The sequence below is a fragment of the Marinobacter iranensis genome, from assembly GCF_029207565.1.
Classification (GTDB): Bacteria; Pseudomonadota; Gammaproteobacteria; order Pseudomonadales; family Oleiphilaceae; genus Marinobacter; species Marinobacter iranensis.
Genome location: NZ_JANCMW010000002.1, coordinates 106021 through 123653 on the forward strand (window position 1 = coordinate 106021; position 17633 = coordinate 123653).

The window sequence follows — 17633 nt, forward strand, 5'->3', positions numbered from 1 at the left end:
CTGGAATAATCGCAAACAGACGTATCTGACAAACAAGGCAAGATGAATGGCTCTGGATCGTGAAACAGCAATGCAGGTGGCGGCCGTACTGAGTAAGGGCCTGCCCTATATTCAGCGGTTTACCGGAAAGACGGTGGTGATCAAGTATGGCGGCAATGCCATGGAGAACGAGGAACTGAAAAGCAGTTTTGCCCGGGACGTGGTGCTGATGAAACTGGTGGGTATCAACCCCATCGTGGTTCATGGCGGCGGGCCCCAGATCGGCGAACTGCTTGAACGCCTCAACATCAAATCCAACTTCGTGAACGGCATGCGGGTCACCGACAGCCAGACCATGGATGTGGTGGAAATGGTGCTGGGAGGCCAGGTGAACAAGCAGATTGTTTCGCTGATCAACTCCCATGGCGGCACGGCCGTGGGCCTGACCGGTAAGGATGCCAACCTGATCCGGGCCCGCAAGCTGGAAGTCATGAATCGCTCTCCCGAACTTGAGCGCCCGGAAATCATCGATATCGGCCATGTTGGAGAAGTCGCCAGCGTGAACGTGGAAGTCATTGAAATGCTGACCCGTAGCAATGTCATTCCCGTCATCGCGCCGATTGGTGTCGGCCCGGATGGTGCTTCCTACAACATCAACGCGGACCTGGTGGCCGGCAAGGTGGCGGAAGCCATGAAAGCGGAAAAGCTGATCCTGCTGACCAACGTATCCGGTCTCAAGAGCAAGGAAGACAAGGTACTCACCGGCTTGACCGCAAAGCAGGTCAACGACCTGATTGAAGACGGCACCATCCACGGTGGCATGCTGCCAAAAATCCGCTGTGCCCTGAGCGCCGTGGAAAATGGCGTGCGGACCTCCCACATTATTGACGGCCGCGTGGCCCATGCGACCTTGCTGGAAATCTTTACAGACGAAGGCGTGGGCACGCTGATCTCCCGTAACTGACCATAGCTGCCCGCTGCACTGGCCTTTACGGTCCGGGACAGCGCCGGCCTCACGCCCCAAGAGGACTGAACATGAAGCGCCTGCTGACCTTTCTGGTTGTCCTGGCCCTTATAGGCTACCTGTCATTCAAGGGGGCGGTCTGGTGGCTGGCTGACCAGCGGTTGGCCGAGGCCCGGAATGCAGTCGAGGAGATGGGTGTCATTGAGCGGGGAGATATTCGCTCCGGTGTTGAAGGGCGGCTGGTGTTGGGTAACGGCAGTTACCAGGATTTCCGGCTCACCCAACCCTTGGACTTTGATCGGCTGGTGTTTAACGCCGGCTCCCCTATGGCCTTGTTGAGTGCCCTGCTGGACCCTGCGGATCTGCCCGCGCACTGGTCGCTGGTGGCGGAAAACCTGCGTTTGAGCCTGGGCGCCAACATGTTCCGCAACTGGGTGACCGCAGCTGGCGATACCACGCCGGCGTTATTTTCTCCGGTCTGCGGCCCGGATCACCGCCAGCATCTGGGCAGTGGCGATCTGCTTCGGCTTGGCATCTCAGGCGTCTCCGGTGAGGCCCTTGTTATCCAGAGCGCCGACGGTCTTTATGCAGAGCTGACGACCGCCAACACCGGCAGTGTGGAAGTGGACTGGCCCGGCGCCCGCCTGGAGCCACTATCGCCAGCGGCACTGCCGGAGTCCACGCAGTCGCCTATGACGGTGACGCTGCGGGATGGTGGCATGATGCGTCGGGTGGCAGCCTACTGTGCCCGGGAATCAGGAGTGGAAACCGGAGAATGGACCAGCATCGTCATGGATGCATTCCGCAAGGCCCTGGCAGCCCGTGGCTTCAGTGCCAGTGACCAGTTGCTGGCACTGTACCGGCAATGGCTCACCGAAGGTGGTGAGCTGACTGTGGAATTGAACCCTTCCGCGCCGGCGTGGGGTGTGCCCGTGCGCACCGAGGACTCTGCAAACGCTACCCTGACGGTTCGTTACAACCGTTCGATGGTGCCCGATGTCTATCTTGATCGTATCGAGCCAGCGGCACCCGAATTACCAGAGGAAGTGCTTGAACCCGGTGTGGCGGGGGAGAGTGCCAATGGCGAGGGCGCGAATGTAGTCGCCGGCTGGAACCTGGCCGATAAAGAGAAGGCCGAGGCCTGGGTCGGGCGGACGGTGAGAGTTACCCTGGACAATGGTAATGTTGTGGAAGGCCGCCTGGCCAGCGTCGGCGACTCGCGAATGGAAGTCGCACGGCTGATGGACGGCGGAGAAGTGGCGTATCCCATCGCCATTCGACTGATTGCAACTTTCGAGGTCTGGCGTCACGGCCAGGCGCGCTAACCCGGAGACGGGGCGGAGAGATTTCTATGTCCGGATCCACACAACACCTTCCCGGCATTCGCGAGATGCTGACGAAGCTGATCTCACAGCCTTCGATCAGCAGTGCATCCGCCGAGTGGGACCACAGCAATGAGCCGGTGGTACGCACCCTCGCCGAATGGCTGGAGCCTATGGGTTTCAGTGTCGAGTTGCTGGAAGTCCCTGGGCTGCCCGGCAAGTACAACATGATTGCCACCCTGGGTAGCGGCCCCGGCGGCCTGGTGCTCTCTGGCCACACGGATACCGTGCCCTTTGACGACAAGCGCTGGCAAAGTGACCCGTTTACCCTGACCGAGCGCGATGACCGCTGGTACGGTCTTGGCACCTGTGACATGAAAGGCTTTTTCCCGCTGGCCATTGAAGCGGCCCGGGCGTTCGTGGGCAAGGACCTGAAGCAGCCGCTGATCATCCTGGCCACCGCCGACGAGGAAAGCTCCATGGACGGCGCCCGCGCCCTGGCCGAAGCCGGCCGGCCCAAGGCCCGTTATGCCGTCATCGGCGAGCCCACGGGCCTGAAACCTGTGCGTATGCACAAGGGCATCATGATGGAACGGTTGGTTTTCGAGGGGCAGTCCGGCCATTCATCGGACCCCTCCCTCGGCCGCAACGCCATGGAAGGCATGCACGAGGCGCTGGGCGAGCTGCTGGCCCTGCGCTCAGGATGGCAGGCGAAGTACAGCAATCCCAATTTCAAGGTTCAGGTGCCCACCATGAACCTGGGCTGTATCCACGGCGGCGACAATCCCAACCGTATCTGCGCCCGCTGTGAGCTGCATTTCGACCTGCGACCATTGCCGGGCATGGACATGAAAGGACTGCGCCAGGAAATACTCGATAAGCTGCAACCCGTCGCCAGAAACCGGGAACTGTCGCTGACATTTGAGCCGCTGTTCGACGGTGTGCCTCCGTTCGAAACGCCGGCTGAAGCGGAACTGGTCCGTGCCTGTGAAAAACTGACGGGCCACAAGGCGGAGGCGGTAGCCTTCGCGACGGAAGCCCCGTGGTTACAGAAACTGGGAATGGAAACGCTGGTCATGGGCCCAGGTTACATCGACCAGGCCCACCAACCCGATGAGTTCCTGGAGCTGTCCCAGTTAGACCCGGCGGTAAAAATCCTCAAAGGATTGATCACAAAGTTCTGCCTCTAATCGTTTGGAAGGCAATTCAGAGGTACAACGAGGGTATTGGCGGGACACTCTCCCAAAACCGTGAAGCGCCATGGATGGCGCGACCGAGCCCTACAGGGACGTATTCACGGGCGTGTTTTGGGAGAGTGTCCCGCCAATACCCGGAAGACTTCAATAGCCGAAGACTCGCAGGAGAAGAGTTTGAAATCGAACGAATGGTTGCATGGGTTCCGTCACTCATCGCCTTATATAAACGCTCACCGGGGTCGCACAGTGGTGTTGACCATTGGGGGCGATGCGATTGCCCATGGCAACTTAATCAATATCATCCACGATATAGCACTGCTTAGCAGCTTGGGTATTCGCCTGGTTGTAGCTTTTGGTGCTCGACCTCAGATTCAGACGAGACTGGACAATGCGAACGAAGAGTCCAGTTTCCATCGAGGGTTGCGGGTAACGCCAGAGCAGCAGTTACCGCTGGTGCTGGAGGCAATCGGTGGTTTGCGGGCGTTCCTGGAAAGCCGGCTCTCCATGGGACTGGTGAATTCGCCCATGCACAATGCGCGGATACGGGTCAGCAGTGGGAATTACGTTACTGCCAGGCCGGTAGGTGTCCTTGATGGAATCGATTTTGGTCATACAGGCCGGGTACGCCGGGTGGATGTGGCCGGTATCGAAAAGCTGCTGGAGTTGGGCCACATCGTCCTGCTGCCGCCGCTGGGGTATTCGCCTACCGGTGATGCCTTCAACCTGTCCTACGAGGATGTGGGCAGCCAGGTTGCAGCAGCGTTGCAGGCTGAGAAGCTGATTATGTTTACCGAACATCAGGGCCTGCTGGATGAAGATGGCGAGTTGATACGGGAGCTGTCCGCACGGCAGGCGTCCGACCGTTTGGCTGCAGACATGGTGCAGGGCCATGACGGAGACTTGCTGCGAGCCGCGTGTGATGCCTGCGTGAAAGGGGTACGCCGGGCCCATATTATCGGCTATGCGGATGATGGCGCATTGCTGGAAGAACTGTTCACCCGTGACGGCTCCGGCACGCTGGTCAGCGGTGACAACTACGAGCAAATTCGCCAGGCCAGGGTGGAAGACATTGGCGGTATTCTTGGGCTGATTCAGCCGCTGGAAGAGCAGGGCATTCTGGTGCGCCGCTCCCGCGAGATGCTGGAAACCGAAATCAACCGGTTTGTGGTAGCCGAACGGGACGGCACGATTGTCGGGTGTGCGGCACTTTACCATTACCCGGAGGAGGGAGCGGGTGAGCTCTCCTGCTTTGCGGTTGACCAGGCCTATCGCCGTTCCGGTCGCGGAGACGACATTCTGGCGATGGTTGAAAAGCTGGCCCGGGGGCAGGGTATCCAGCGGCTGTTCGTACTCACCACCCAGACGGAGCACTGGTTCCGGGAGCGTGGTTTCCAGCCCTCCACCGTGCGTGAGTTGCCGGGCCCGAAACTGGCCTCCTACAATACCCAGCGTAACTCAAAGGTTTTCGTGAAAACGCTGTCCTAATTGGGACAGTGTGTGTTGGCGAACTTCCTGTGACCGCTCGGCCAGGGCTTCCACGGCTTCGTAAAAAGCACTGAAGTCGCCGTTCTGTTCCCTCAGTAGCTGCCGGAAGGCCGGTACGTACTGATTGTACTGACTGAACAGGGCAAGGTTGGCGTTGTTCAGCCCGGTCGGGTTGTCACCAAAGGGGCCCGGTTGATCCCAGTCTTCCGACAGGGCCTGATAATCCGCCTGGAGAGCCTGGAATATCTGTGCCTTTCGATGCCGGAGCTCGGCCTTTGGCAGCGTGTCCTGTTGCTTGTAGAGTGCGTCAAGCTGCCCGGATGCGTCTTCCACCAGGGCGAGGGTCTGGTTGCGTTGGTGCAGCCGCGCCAGAGCTCTCCGGAATCCCAGCTCGTCACCCTCTGCCTCCAGCCATAGCCTGAGTCCTTCCAACTCCACGGCGGTTGCGAAGCTCTCGTTGAAGGCCGTATCGTCGCTGATGTAGACCACGCGATGAGCCAGTTCATGGAACATCAGGGCCACCATACGGTTTTCGGATAGTGAGGTGAAACCGGTGTGGAGTGGGTCATCGAACCAGCCCAGGGTTGAATAGGCGGTGACGCTGCCAATGAACGTATCGTAGCCGTCGTCTATGAACGATTGCTGCTCATTCCGGGCCTTTTCCAACTCGTAGTAGCCTCTGTAGGCCTGGCAGCCCACCACCGGGTAACACCATCGATGGGCTTGCAGGGAGAACTCCGGCGCGGCCACCAGGTTCACAACAACCCAGGGGCGCCCCAGCTCGGCATAGTCGGAGAAGGCGTCGCCCACGGGCAATGCCAGCCGGTGGTCGGCAAACTGGCGGGCCTCGTTTGCTACGGTGAGCCTGTGCTTCAAAGCTGGCGGGGTAGAGGGGGCATTGATCAGTTCCGACACCGGTTGCGTGGACATCATCAGGGACAGGTGGCCACTGACCGCCTGGCTGTAATAACCTAGGGTTGTACACCCCGAAAGTGTCGTTATCAGTAGCATAACGAGATAGATCTGACTAAGCTGTTTCATGGTTCAGGTTGTTATTTTGTTGCTGGCTGGCTGATCAGTCAGGGGTTATATTACAGCTATGTTCCCTCAAGTAGCAGGTAGCTGTCGCTGCCTTTCAGGGATACCGGCCGGTGACCGGAACAATTTACTCTATCAGGTCACCCGGCTTTGCCAGATATCAGGTAGTTCATGGATCCGAAAGAACGTCGTTCGAGCCCCCGTCAACCGATCAAACTCGCAGCTCAGCTGGACGTTGGCAGTGGTGAAAACCTGCCATGCCAGATCGCGGATTTCTGCGCCGAAGGTCTTTTCGTGCGTTATTCCGGGGAAACCTCCAGGAAACTGGATCAGGTGCTTGCACGGGGTGCCGGGGAACTGATTGTGCGCTTCCGCAGCCCGGATGGTCGCAAGCGCCACGAACTCCATGTGAACATCCGGCGCCGGATTGAGGGTGCCATGGGCGTGAGTTTTACCCGCTCCAGCCCGGAAGCCGTCAGCGCCATGCTGGAGCAGTGCGGGGCCAATCGTCATCAGGATCGTGCCTCTTTACGGGCGCCGAGTGACAAGGTCCAGTTTGTACTGCATCAATCCGCGAAGGCGGTTATACAGTACATAGAACCGTTGATGGATGCCTGCTTTATGCAGATGGTCACCGCCCTGCGGGAGGCTGCCCAGAAGGCAGGCAATGATCAGCAGGCGAACGAGTTCATGGATGCCTCGGGCCAGCTTCAGGCCCGTCAGCGGGTTATCTGGCACCAGATGGCGCGCAGCCTGGAGTCGCCGCTCAAACCGGCCCCTAAGGGGTTTCCGGGTTCTGAACTGTCGGTGGTCGACAAGGGAGAATTTGAAGACTGGCTGACCATCCGGGTGATGGTCACCAAGGCCGATACCCAGTATCGGGGCGAGTTGCTTCAGTTAAAACTCAGGCTGGATAAACTGGGCGTGGCCAATTCCACGGGCCACCACAACCCGTTGGGTCCGTCGCTGATCTGCGAGTCCTTTCACGTTGGTTTGAGCCAGCTTAAAGCGGACCGGGAAGTGGAGAAAGTCTGCTTGCGTGCCTTCGAGAAAGCGGTGCTGATGCATCTGGGCCCGCTGTATCGGGAATTGAACAACATCCTCGTGCGCCACGGTGTGTTGCCGGATCTCGACCTGAGCAAGTATCTCAGCGAACAGGTGCCCAACAAGCCCGAACAGCGTGAAGAAAAGCCCGCCAGGCCGCGGGAGCCGCAACAGACCGAAGCGTCTGATACCCAGGTAAAGGCGGCACCGACACAAAAAATCAACCGGCCGCTGGCCCGCAAGGCATCGACTGAGTTCCGGGGTTATGCCAGCGCCGCCCAGACCGCCTTTGCAACGGTCAAGAACCTACTGGGTACCCTCTCAGCCAGTCGCCTGGCCCGCGGTGACGTTGCGCCCGTGGAGTTTGCACCGGGTGCGCGGGAGCTGTCTGCCGGAGAACTGCAGAAGCAGCTGCAGGAACTTCAGTTGCAGTCGGCGTCTGTCAGCCCGGACCAGCCCTCCCTGCGGGAACGGGTTGTGGAGAGGGTAAAGGAGAGTGGTGAACACGCCCTCGGCGAGGAACAGCAAACCACCCTAGATGTGGTCGACCGGTTCTTCAACAGCGTGGTGGAGAGCCCGAAACTCAGTGCATACGCCCAGTCGCGGATGCGCCAACTGGAAGTGCCGGTGCTGAAAGTGGTCATGCGCGATCCGGAATTCTTCGACGACCATGAAAGCCCGGTACGCGGTGTAATGAACCGCCTGGCCCAACTGGGTGTGAAGGGTGGCCGTATCAATCCGGTAGTGCAGCGGCGTGTTGACGAATTGATCCAGCGAATTGCCACCGACTTTGAGCAGGATACCGGCGTGTTCGACAGCGCGGTACAGGAGCTGGATTCGCTGATTGATCGCCAGAACCTGGTGTATCGTCGCAACGTCGAGCGGGTAACGGCGGCCGCGGAGGGGGCCCAGAAGGTCTCCGAGTCCAAGAAGGCGGTTGCCCGGGTGCTGGAGCAGAAACTGGCCGGCAGGAAAGTCCCGAAGGCGGTGGTCAGTCTGCTGGACGGAGGCTGGCGCGACCTGTTGTCGCTGACCTGGATTCGCCAGGGGGAAGACAGCCCGTTGTGGCAGGACTACCTGTCGGTGATCGATTCGCTGATGACCTTTGCGGACGATCCCCAGAGTAATGTCAATCTGCCGGAACTGCTACGGGTGATCCAGGACGGACTGGCGTCCATTTCCAGCAATCACATGCCGTCGTCCCAGATTCGGGATGAGCTCAAACAGTTCCTGGTGCGCAGCCCTGAAAGCCCGCCCGAAATGGTGGAAATTCCGCCAATAAAAAGTGAGGACGACAAGAAGCAGGCAGTATCCGAGCGCGAGCAGCGCAGCCTGCAGCGGTGGATTAACCGGGCCCAGCAGTTGCGAACCGGTGACTGGTTGCGCGACCAGGAAACACCGGACGAACCCCAGTACATCCGCCTGGTATGGGTGGCCCGCGGCTTCAGTCGCTTTGTGTTCGTCAACCACCAGGGTATGCGGGTGGTTGAATTGGCACTGGAGGCCCTCGCTCAGCAGATGCGCAAGGGCATCATTGTTCCGGACAACCAGTATGAACGGCCCTTGGTGGATGAAAGCATCGACCGGATGGTGCGCAAGGTCTATGACCAGTTGTCCTGGGCCTCTACTCACGATGAACTGACCGGCCTGCTGGGGCGTCGCGAATTCGAGCGCATGCTGGAGCAGCAACTGGCCCGGCGGGAGGACGAGCGGGCGCTGGTGCGGCTGGATCTGCGACAGTTCCGCCTGCTCAACGATACCGCCGGCTACCAGGCCGGCGATGAGGCCCTGCGCAGGGTGGCGGATGTGCTTCGCAGTCATGTTGGCGATGGCATGCCGCTGGCCAGGTTATCGGGTAACGAATTTGCTCTGTTGTTACCGGCGGAAAACGCCCTGGAAGCATCCCGCGGGATCGTGTCGGCCATTGAAGCCATGGAGTTCCGTTTCGATAGCGGCAGCTACCACCTTTCCGCCAGTGTCGGCCTGGCTCCCGAGATGCCTGCGCTGGCGAACGCCGAGCGTTGGCTGAAGGCGGCCGAGGAAGCCATGAAAGCGGCCAAGAAACGCGGCCATGGCAAGGTGACGGAGTACTCTCTGGATGCCCACGATCACGCCCGCCAGGAACAGATCGCGGCCAAGGTGGCCAATCTCGGTGACCTTGATGAAGAACGCATGCTGTTGCGATGCCAGAAGATGATACCGCTGCATGCGCGCACATCCATGGCGGCGCAGTATGAAGTGCTCATCAGCATGTATGACGATGATGGCAACCTGATCACCGGCAAGGACTTTGTCCGAATGGCGGAGCGCTATGACCGTATGCAGGCGGTGGATCGCTGGGTGGTGGGCCATATGCTGGACTGGCTACGCGACAAGGCACCGGATCCGGAACACATGGGCGGTATCTGTATCAATCTCTCGGGCCATTCCCTGAACGATCAGTTGCTGATGGAGTTCATCTACGACAAGCTGAGCCAGAAAGATGCTCCCATCGAGCGCCTGTGGTTTGAAATAACCGAGGCCTCAGCGATCAATGACATTCAGGGTATTTCCGAGTTTATCGAGGAAATGAAGGAGTTGGGGTGCCGGTTCTGCCTCGGTAATTTCGGCAGCGGGCCCATGTCGTTCCAGTTCATGCGCAGCCTGCCGGTGGACTTCATCAAGCTGGACAGCGCCTTCACCAATCAACTGGACACCAGTGAAACGGATCAGGCCATGGTGAAGTCGATGGTGGACATGGCCCACTACATGAAACGGGAAGTGATTGCCTCGCAGGTTGAAACCCGCGTGGTTCTCGATATGCTGACAGGTCTGGGTGTGGATTATGCTCAGGGTTTCATTATCGAAAAGCCGCGGCTGCTGACCAGCCTGGACTGACTTTCCGGACCTCCCTGTTATGTCAAAACGTCATCCGATTATCGCGGTTACCGGCTCGTCCGGCGCCGGAACCACCACCACGGGCGAAATCTTCAGTCGCCTGTTTGCCAGCGAGGGTCTCCGTGCCGCGATGGTCAGCGGCGACAGCTTCCATCGTTATAATCGCGAGCAGATGGCCCGCCTTGCCGCCAAGGGCCAGTTTGGTGAACGCAACCACTTTGCGCTGGCAGCGAACCACATCGACAAGCTGGAAGCGCTGTTCTACGACTACGGGCACACCGGCAACGGGCAATTCCGCGAGTACGTTCACGACGAAGACAGGAAACTGATCGAGGCGGGCCACAAGCCCGGTACCTTCACACCCTGGGGGCCATTGGCACCGGAAACCGAGCTGCTCTTCTACGAGGGGCTTCATGGCGGGGTGGTCAGCGATGCCTACAACATTGCCCAGTACGTGGACTTGCTGGTGGGTGTGGTGCCGATCGTCAACCTGGAGTGGATCCAGAAAATCCATCGGGACACCAACAAGCGTGGGTATTCCCAGGACGCCGTGGTCCAGACCATCGTTAACCGCATGGACGACTACGTGCACGACATCGTCCCGCAGTTTGCCCACACTCACGTCAACTTCCAGCGCATTCCCCTGGTGGACACCTCCAATCCCTTTGTTGTCCGCGATGTACCAACGGAAGACGAAAGCCTGATCGTGATCCGGTTTCGGGATCCGTCGGAGGTGGACTTCCCTTACCTGCTGCAGATGATCGGTGGCAGCAGCCTGTCCCGGTATGACACCCTGGTCATTCCGGGGACCAAGCTGGCGTTGGCCATGGACCTGATCATGCGCCCACTGGTGCAGGAGCTGATGGCCCACAAGCCTTTTGCCTGATGTGGGGTCAGGGGCTGCATCAGGCCGTCAGGCGGCCATCGCGATAGTCCCGGAGGGTCTGCTCGATCTCCTCACGGCTGTTCATCACGAATGGGCCGTACTGCACCACCGGTTCACCGATTGGCTTACCGGCAATCAACAGCAGGCGGGCGCCGCTTTCACCTGCGCCGACCCGGACACTGTCACCGGTTGAAAGGATGCTGGCTGCCGAGAGCTTGAGGGCCTCGGAGCCCTGGTCCGACACCAGCGCAGCGTCGCCTTCATAAAGGTAAAGCATGCCGTCCAGTTCCGGGTGGACCGGCATCAGGGCTTCCTTTCCCGGCGCCAGGTGAATGTCGGCGTACAGGGGCAGGGTGCTGCCTCCGGTAACTGCACCATGATGTTCCTGTCCGTCAACCGTTACCGTGCCAGCAATCAACTTCACCAGCCCGCCGTCCACGGTGATGGCCGGTATTTCCTCGGGCTGGATATCACGGTAACCGGCGGGTTTCATTTTCTCCGCGGCGGGCAGGTTGAGCCAGAGCTGGAAGCCGCGCATCTGCCCGGATTCCTGCTGGGGCATTTCCGAGTGGACAATGCCGCGCCCGGCGGTCATCCACTGCACACCGCCGTTTTTCAGGTTGCCGCGATTGCCCATATGGTCTTCGTGAAGCATATGGCCTTCGATCATGTAAGTGACCGTCTCGAACCCGCGGTGGGGATGGGAGGGAAAGCCGGCAATATAATCCTGTGGCTGGTCGGAGCCGAATTCATCCAGCATCAGGAACGGGTCAAGGCGGATGTTCTGATGTTGCCCCAGGGAGCGTTTGATGCGTACACCGGCGCCATCGGATGTCTCCAGGGCGGGGATGGTCTGTTTTACGGATCGCAGGGACATGGCTTATTCCTCCTCAAAGGGTATACCGTCTATTAGACGCCCTCTGGGACCTGGAAATAAACCGGAGAATTCTGGAAGGTGACATCAAAAAAACTGAAGGTCCGGCGACGACTCGGCATCACCGGACCCGGGGCGGGCTATTCCAGATTGCGGGAGTAGAACATTTCCAGCATTTCCCGCTTAAGCCGTTCTTCGATGGAGCGGGCTTCTTCCGGGTCCAGATCACTGGCATTGACCCCGAACACATAGTTATCCAGGTTGAAGTTCTTGAGCATCATCTTGGTGTGAAACAGGTTTTCCTGGTACACGTTGACGTCAATCATCTGGTAGGCGTTCTGGGTGTCTTCGGTCAGATAGTTCTGGATCGAGTTGATGTCGTGGTCGATGTAGTGCTTGGTGCCGTCCACATCACGGGTAAAGCCGCGTACACGATAGTCCACGGTAACCACATCGGAATCGAAACTGTGGATCAGGTAGTTCAGGACCTTCAACGGCGAGATCAGGCCGCAGGTAGACACGTCGATATCCGCCCGGAAGGTGCTGATGCCCTCGTAAGGGTGGCTTTCCGGATAGGTGTGAACGGTTACGTGGCTCTTGTCCAGATGAGCCACGATGGCATCCGGCAGTGGGCCCGGTGATTCTTCGTTGTCAGGCTCGCCATTGCTGAGTTCGTGCTCGGCAATCAGCATGGTGACGGAAGCGCCATGGGGCTCGTAGTCCTGGCGTGCAATATTGAGCACGTTGGCGCCGATGATCTTGACCACGTCGGTGAGGATCTGGGTCAGGCGCTCGGCGTTGTACATCTCGTCGATGTAGTCAATGTAGGCTTCACGTTGCTCTTCGGTCTGCGCATAACAGATGTCGTAGATGTTGAAGCTCAGTGATTTGGTCAGGTTATTGAAACCATGCAACTGTAGTTTGGTTTCCATGTTCAGCCCCCCCACGTGTATGGAGATGAATGTCAGTGGTCATGTCTTCTGATGCATGCCACCAAGGCCGCCACCGATAACTGACCGGGTTGTTTACCTTTTGCGCAGACCGGCGGAGAAGGGTGCGTATTATGCACACCGACCCTCAATTTGGGTAGAGTTCACCGCAATATTGTAGCATCCGTAATTTCCCCGCCCAGGTTCAGGCCGTGTCGCGGATTTCATGGCTGTGGGTGATCGCCACGCCCGCCTTTTCCAGCATGATGGACGCCGAGCAGTATTTCTCCGCCGAGAGGCTCACAGCTCGCTTCACCAGGTTTTCCTTCAGGCTCCTGCCGGTCACCACAAAATGCAGGTGGATGCGGGTGAATACCGCCGGCACCGCATCAGCCCGCTCCGCTTCCAGCTCGGCATGGCAGGCGGTAACGTCCTGGCGACTTTTCTGCAGGATGCTCATGACATCAAAGGAGGAGCAGCCGCCCAGCCCCATCAACATCATTTCCATGGGGCGCGGCCCCAGGTCTTTACCGCCGTGGTCGGGCGGCCCGTCCATCTGTATGGCGTGGCCGCTGCCACTGGTTGCCCTGAAGCTGGCGTCGCCGGTCCAGTCAATGGTTGCTTTCATCTACTCTCGTACTCCGGATGGGATATAACGTAAACCTGGCAGCGATGCTAGCATATCCGGGATTGCCCGGCAGCCTGGTGAAAAGCAGGTATTCTGATCTGGTCTATACTGTTTCAGGTTGCCGAAACGAGGGCTTCTTGTTATAAGTTGCGCTCATAATGAATAAACCCGCAGGGAAAGCAGGGTCAATAAAAACATCGGGATCCCGCCAGTACTAAGGAGGCATGACTCGCACTATGGCCACTATCGTCAAGCCGGTTGAGCAGAAGACCAAGCATCTGGACTATTTTTTATCACAATGCCATCGCCGGCGTTACCCCGCCAAAAGCACCATTATCTATGCCGGGGATAAAAGCGATTCCCTGTTTTACATCGTCAAGGGCTCCGTTACCGTCATTATTGAGGACGACGACGGCCGCGAGATGATCATGGCCTACCTGAATGCCGGGGATTTCTTCGGTGAGATGGGGCTATTCGACAACATGGACTCACGCAGCGCCTGGGTGAAAGCCAAGACCGAGTGCGAAGTTGCTGAAATCAGCTATACAAAATTCCGCGAAATCGCCCAGCAGGACCCCAGGGTGTTGTATTTTATCGGTGAGCAGATGGCCTCTCGCCTGCGCCAGACCACCCGCAAGGTGGGCGACCTGGCATTCCTGGATGTGACGGGCCGTGTTGCCCGTACCCTGTTGGATCTCTGCAAGGAACCGGACGCCATGACCCACCCGGATGGCATGCAGATCAAGATTACCCGTCAGGAGATCGGCCGCATCGTGGGCTGCTCCCGTGAAATGGTCGGCCGGGTGCTGAAGACCCTGGAAGATCAGGGCCTGGTACGGGTCAAGGGCAAGACCATGGTGGTATACGGTACCCGCTAGCTGTCAGGTTGCCCGCGGGTTGCGGGCAAACTCATCGATCCACCTCGCAACTTGCTGCGGATGCGTCAACACAACCCAGTGTGGCGCATTAATTTCCTTTCTTACCAGTGTACCTGTCCACTGTTCCAGGTTTTCCGAGAGCTGTTTTCCCACATAGTTGTCCTGTCCCGGTACGATGAGTTGCACCGGGCATTGGGCGTGCCTTGGTTGCGGGCTGAGGAGCCGGGGCAGGAAATTGGCCCGGTAGAGTTTGGTGCCGTGGCAACCGTCTTTTTTCTGGTACCGGTTATGGGACACTTCAACAACCTGCTCCCGGCGTGCCAGGTAGGTGGGCCAGAGTCTGTCCAGCCCGACCCGCCAAAGGGTTTCCGGCAACAGTGGCAACTGGAACAGGAAGACATACCAGGAACTGGCCAGTTGCTGGAAAACCTTCTGCCTGCCCGCTTTCCCACTGGACGACAGGTTGCTGCGGATCCAGGTGGCAACGTGATCCAGGCAGGGCCCGGAAATGGTGGTGTAGGACAACACCCTGGACGACAGGGGTGTGGCCGTGACCGATTCCCAGCTTTGAATGGAACCCCAGTCGTGGGCCGCCAGGTGAAATGACTGGCCGGGAATAATGGCATCCACCACGCAGGCCAGGTCGGACGCCAGGTACCGGATCCGGTAATCCCGTGTGCGTGGTGGCGACGAGGACCGCCCGGCACCCCGCACATCGTAGCGTATGACAAAGTAGCGGCTGACCAGGTGCCGGGTCACGGCATCCCACACCGAATGGTTGTCGGGGTAGCCATGCACAAGCACCAGTGCCGGCCTGGCCGGGTCGCCCTCTGTCACCACGTACAGGTCCACCCCGTTATTGCTGACCCACTGCTGGGTTTCTGGCATGCCGGTTCTCCTTCTTGGTCCGGGCTCCAGAGTAACGTCAGAGTAGTGGGTGTGGCCCGTGCCGGACGGGCCAGATGATTGGCCTATTCGACGATGGCCACACTCTTGATCTGCAGGCACACGGCCATGCCCGGGGCAAGGCCAAGCTGGTGCACCGCGCGGCTGGTAATGCGGGAGAGGAAGGCGGTCTGGCCTGCATGCAGGCGAACCGTGGTCATGCCTGGGCGCTGCTCTGCCGCCATGTCTGTCACACGTGCCGGCAGCAGGTTCTGGAAACTCTGGTCATGGTTGGCCGCCAGCGCAATGCTCACATCCCGGGCCAGGATCTGCAGCCTGACGGCGGTGCCGGTTTCGGGCTGGCGGTCATCACGGAACCACAGGCTGCCGCCTTCGAACTCCGCCCGGCAGAGGTGCCACTGGTCATCCCGTTCGCGGATAATCGCCGGAACAATCACCGCCGCATCGTGTTCCAGGGCGAAGGGCTGGTCGGGGCGGGCCAGTGTCTCCTGGAGGCCGCCCTGGGCGAGCACCCGGCCCCGGTCCATCATGACGATGTAGTCCGCAAGTCGGGCTACCTCGGCGGCGGAATGGGACACGTAGACAATGGGGATGTCCAGAGTATCCCGCAGGGTTTCGAGGTATGGCAGAATTTCCCGTTTGCTGGCCTGGTCCAGCGCTGACAGGGGTTCGTCCATCAGCAGCAGCCTGGGGCTGGTCAGCAGGGCCCGGCCAATGGCCACGCGCTGGCGTTCACCTCCCGAGAGCCGTTCCGGCGTGCGGCCCAGCAGATGGGCGAGCCCGAGCCAGTCAATAACCTGTTGTGGGTGAATCCGGCGCTGTTGCACTGGTGTGCGGCGGTAGCCGAACTTCAGGTTGCCGTTCACCGACAGGTGGGGAAACAGGCTGGTTTCCTGGAACACATAGGCCAGGGGCCGTTTATGCACTGGCAGGCTGGCGGTGTCGTCCTGCCAGACATCGCCGTTGACCGACAGCCGTCCGGCGCAGGGCTGCAGGCCGGCAATGCAGCGCAGCAGTGTGGTTTTCCCGCAACCGGAGTGGCCGAACAGTGCCGTGACACCAGTCCCTGGCAGTCGCAGGTCCACCTCCAGGCGGAAATCGTCGAAACCGGTGTTAAAGCGGGCAAGAATTCCGGTATCGGTCATGGCTTCAGGTTCCCGCTGTTCAGCCGACCGTTGATCAGGTAGAGCGCCAGCAACACCAGGAATGAGAACACCAGCATGCCTCCGGCCAGCAGGTGGGCCTTGCCGTACTCCAGGGTCTCCACATGATCGTAAATGGCCACCGACAGTAACCGGGTCTCGCCGGGAATATTGCCACCGATCATCAACACTACGCCGAACTCACCCAGGGTATGGGCGAAGGTCAGTACCGCCGCGGTCAGGAAGCCGGGGCGTGCCAGGGGGATCACCACCGAGAAGAACCGGTCCAGGGGAGAGGCGCGCAGGGTGGCAGCGACTTCCAGCATCCGTTCGTTGACGGTGGAGAACACATTCTGCAGGGGCTGCACCGTAAAGGGCAGTGAATAGATCACCGACGCCACCACCAGCCCGGCAAAGGTGAAGGGCAGGGTGCCCAGCCCGAGGGTTTCCGTCAGCGTGCCCACGATGCCTTCCGGGCCCATCAGTAGCAGCAGGTAGAACCCCAGAACCGTGGGGGGCAGCACCAGGGGCAATGCCACGATAGCCGCTACCGGTTGCCTGAGCCAGTGGCTGCTGCGGGCAAGCCACCACGCAATGGGGGTGCCGATAACCAGCAGCAGGGCTGTGGTGATACCGGCGAGCTTGAGGGTCAGCCAGACGGTTTGCCATTCCGGGCTCATTGATACTCCATGGTGTGTGGCCGGGGCGGCGGATCAGCCGGTTATTCAGGCGCATCCCCGATATCGTAGCCGTATTGGCGAATGATGTCCTGTGCTTCGCGGCTGCGGAGGAAATCCAGCCAGGCCCTGGCGGCTTCGTTGTTCCTGCCCCGTTCCAGCAGGACGGCCTGCTGTGCGATCGGTTCGTGATGGCTAGCCGGCACTTCCCAGAAAGCGCCACCGTCATGGTCATCACGGGTCTGGGCCAGTGCCACAAAACCTGCGCTGGCATTACCGGTGGCTACAAACTGAAAAGCCTGGGATATGGATTCGCCTCTCACCAGCCGGTTTTCCAGATTTGCCCAGAGCCCAAGGCGCTCCAGTGTTTGTCGGGCCGCCAGGCCATAGGGGGCGGTTCTGGGATTGGCAATGGCCAGGTGCCTGAATTCTCCGGAACGCAGGTAATCTTCCGGATCGTTGAACGCTGCCGGGTCCGGGCTCCAGAGCACGAGTTTTCCCACGGCATAGGTGAAGCGGGAGCCAGGCACCGCTAAGCCATCCTGTTCCACCCGTTGAGGTCGCGCTTGGTCGGCTGCGAGAAAGGCATCGAACGGCGCGCCGTGACGGATCTGGGCGTAAAGCTTGCCGGTGGAGCCGTAACTGATTCGGGTGCTGTGGCCTGTCGTGTCTTCAAACTGTGCGGCAAGGCGCTCGGCCGTATCATGGAAATTGGCGGCAATGGCCAGCCTGACCTCTCCTGCCGTCGCCAATCCGGCGTTCATGAACAGAGTCATGGTTAACGATAGGCGGATGATGACCTTCATCG

15 protein-coding genes are annotated in these 17633 nt (G+C 59.6%); 7 read left to right on the forward strand and 8 right to left on the reverse strand.

From position 1 onward, the window contains the following. Window positions 1-46 precede the first annotated feature (46 nt). The 4 genes from argB to argA all read left to right on the forward strand — a co-directional run bounded on the left by argB (window position 47) and on the right by argA (window position 4946). Window positions 47-943: an acetylglutamate kinase gene (gene argB, locus NLU14_RS03735; protein WP_275704832.1), complete on the forward strand. Its 897-nt coding sequence runs from the start codon at window positions 47-49 to the stop codon at window positions 941-943. Between the two features lie 71 nt (window positions 944-1014). After that, window positions 1015-2268 carry an LSm family protein gene (locus NLU14_RS03740; RefSeq protein ID WP_275704833.1) on the forward strand — a complete coding sequence of 418 codons (1254 nt, stop codon included), beginning with the start codon at window positions 1015-1017 and terminating at the stop codon, window positions 2266-2268. Between the two features lie 26 nt (window positions 2269-2294). After that, entirely contained in the window at window positions 2295-3455 is a 1161-nt protein-coding gene (gene argE / locus NLU14_RS03745) for an acetylornithine deacetylase (protein WP_275704834.1), read from the forward strand. Window positions 3456-3635: 180 nt separating this feature from the next. Beyond that, window positions 3636-4946 carry an amino-acid N-acetyltransferase gene (gene argA, locus NLU14_RS03750; protein ID WP_275704835.1) on the forward strand — a complete coding sequence of 437 codons (1311 nt, stop codon included), beginning with the start codon at window positions 3636-3638 and terminating at the stop codon, window positions 4944-4946. Here argA and NLU14_RS03755 read toward each other — a convergent pair. Then, window positions 4917-5987: an aminopeptidase gene (locus NLU14_RS03755; protein WP_275704836.1), complete on the reverse strand. Its 1071-nt coding sequence runs from the start codon at window positions 5985-5987 to the stop codon at window positions 4917-4919. The genes argA and NLU14_RS03755 overlap by 30 nt on opposite strands. 168 nt (window positions 5988-6155) lie before the next feature. On the opposite strand from NLU14_RS03755, the gene NLU14_RS03760 reads away from it, so the two are divergent. Beyond that, the gene (locus NLU14_RS03760; RefSeq protein ID WP_275704837.1) at window positions 6156-9905 is read left to right on the forward strand and encodes a DUF1631 family protein; all 3750 of its coding nucleotides are present in this window, start codon (window positions 6156-6158) and stop codon (window positions 9903-9905) included. A gap of 19 nt (window positions 9906-9924) precedes the next feature. Further along, on the forward strand, window positions 9925-10791 hold the full coding sequence (locus NLU14_RS03765; protein WP_275704838.1) for a phosphoribulokinase: 867 nt from the start codon (window positions 9925-9927) through the stop codon (window positions 10789-10791). A gap of 19 nt (window positions 10792-10810) precedes the next feature. Here the strand turns inward: NLU14_RS03765 and NLU14_RS03770 are convergent, their stop codons facing one another. From NLU14_RS03770 to NLU14_RS03780, 3 genes are all read right to left on the reverse strand, one after another. Next, window positions 10811-11668 (reverse strand): pirin family protein, encoded by an 858-nt coding sequence (locus NLU14_RS03770; RefSeq protein ID WP_275704839.1) that lies wholly within the window; start codon window positions 11666-11668, stop codon window positions 10811-10813. A 137-nt stretch (window positions 11669-11805) separates the two neighbouring features. Beyond that, window positions 11806-12597 (reverse strand): adenosylmethionine decarboxylase, encoded by a 792-nt coding sequence (gene speD / locus NLU14_RS03775; RefSeq protein ID WP_275704840.1) that lies wholly within the window; start codon window positions 12595-12597, stop codon window positions 11806-11808. 202 nt (window positions 12598-12799) lie between these two features. Beyond that, window positions 12800-13222 (reverse strand): OsmC family protein, encoded by a 423-nt coding sequence (locus NLU14_RS03780; protein WP_275704841.1) that lies wholly within the window; start codon window positions 13220-13222, stop codon window positions 12800-12802. Window positions 13223-13458: 236 nt separating this feature from the next. Between NLU14_RS03780 and crp the strand changes: the two genes are divergently transcribed. Then, entirely contained in the window at window positions 13459-14100 is a 642-nt protein-coding gene (gene crp / locus NLU14_RS03785; RefSeq protein WP_007153756.1) for a cAMP-activated global transcriptional regulator CRP, read from the forward strand. A gap of 3 nt (window positions 14101-14103) precedes the next feature. On the opposite strand, the gene NLU14_RS03790 is transcribed toward crp, so the two are convergent. The 4 genes from NLU14_RS03790 to modA all read right to left on the reverse strand — a co-directional run bounded on the left by NLU14_RS03790 (window position 14104) and on the right by modA (window position 17631). After that, window positions 14104-14988: an alpha/beta fold hydrolase gene (locus NLU14_RS03790; protein WP_275704842.1), complete on the reverse strand. Its 885-nt coding sequence runs from the start codon at window positions 14986-14988 to the stop codon at window positions 14104-14106. An 83-nt stretch (window positions 14989-15071) separates the two neighbouring features. Continuing rightward, window positions 15072-16151 carry a molybdenum ABC transporter ATP-binding protein gene (gene modC, locus NLU14_RS03795; RefSeq protein ID WP_275704843.1) on the reverse strand — a complete coding sequence of 360 codons (1080 nt, stop codon included), beginning with the start codon at window positions 16149-16151 and terminating at the stop codon, window positions 15072-15074. Beyond that, on the reverse strand, window positions 16148-16828 hold the full coding sequence (modB, locus tag NLU14_RS03800; RefSeq protein ID WP_275704844.1) for a molybdate ABC transporter permease subunit: 681 nt from the start codon (window positions 16826-16828) through the stop codon (window positions 16148-16150). The genes modC and modB overlap by 4 nt, the downstream gene beginning before the upstream one ends. Before the next feature lie 41 nt (window positions 16829-16869). Then, window positions 16870-17631 carry a molybdate ABC transporter substrate-binding protein gene (modA, locus tag NLU14_RS03805; protein ID WP_275704845.1) on the reverse strand — a complete coding sequence of 254 codons (762 nt, stop codon included), beginning with the start codon at window positions 17629-17631 and terminating at the stop codon, window positions 16870-16872. Window positions 17632-17633 lie beyond the last annotated feature (2 nt).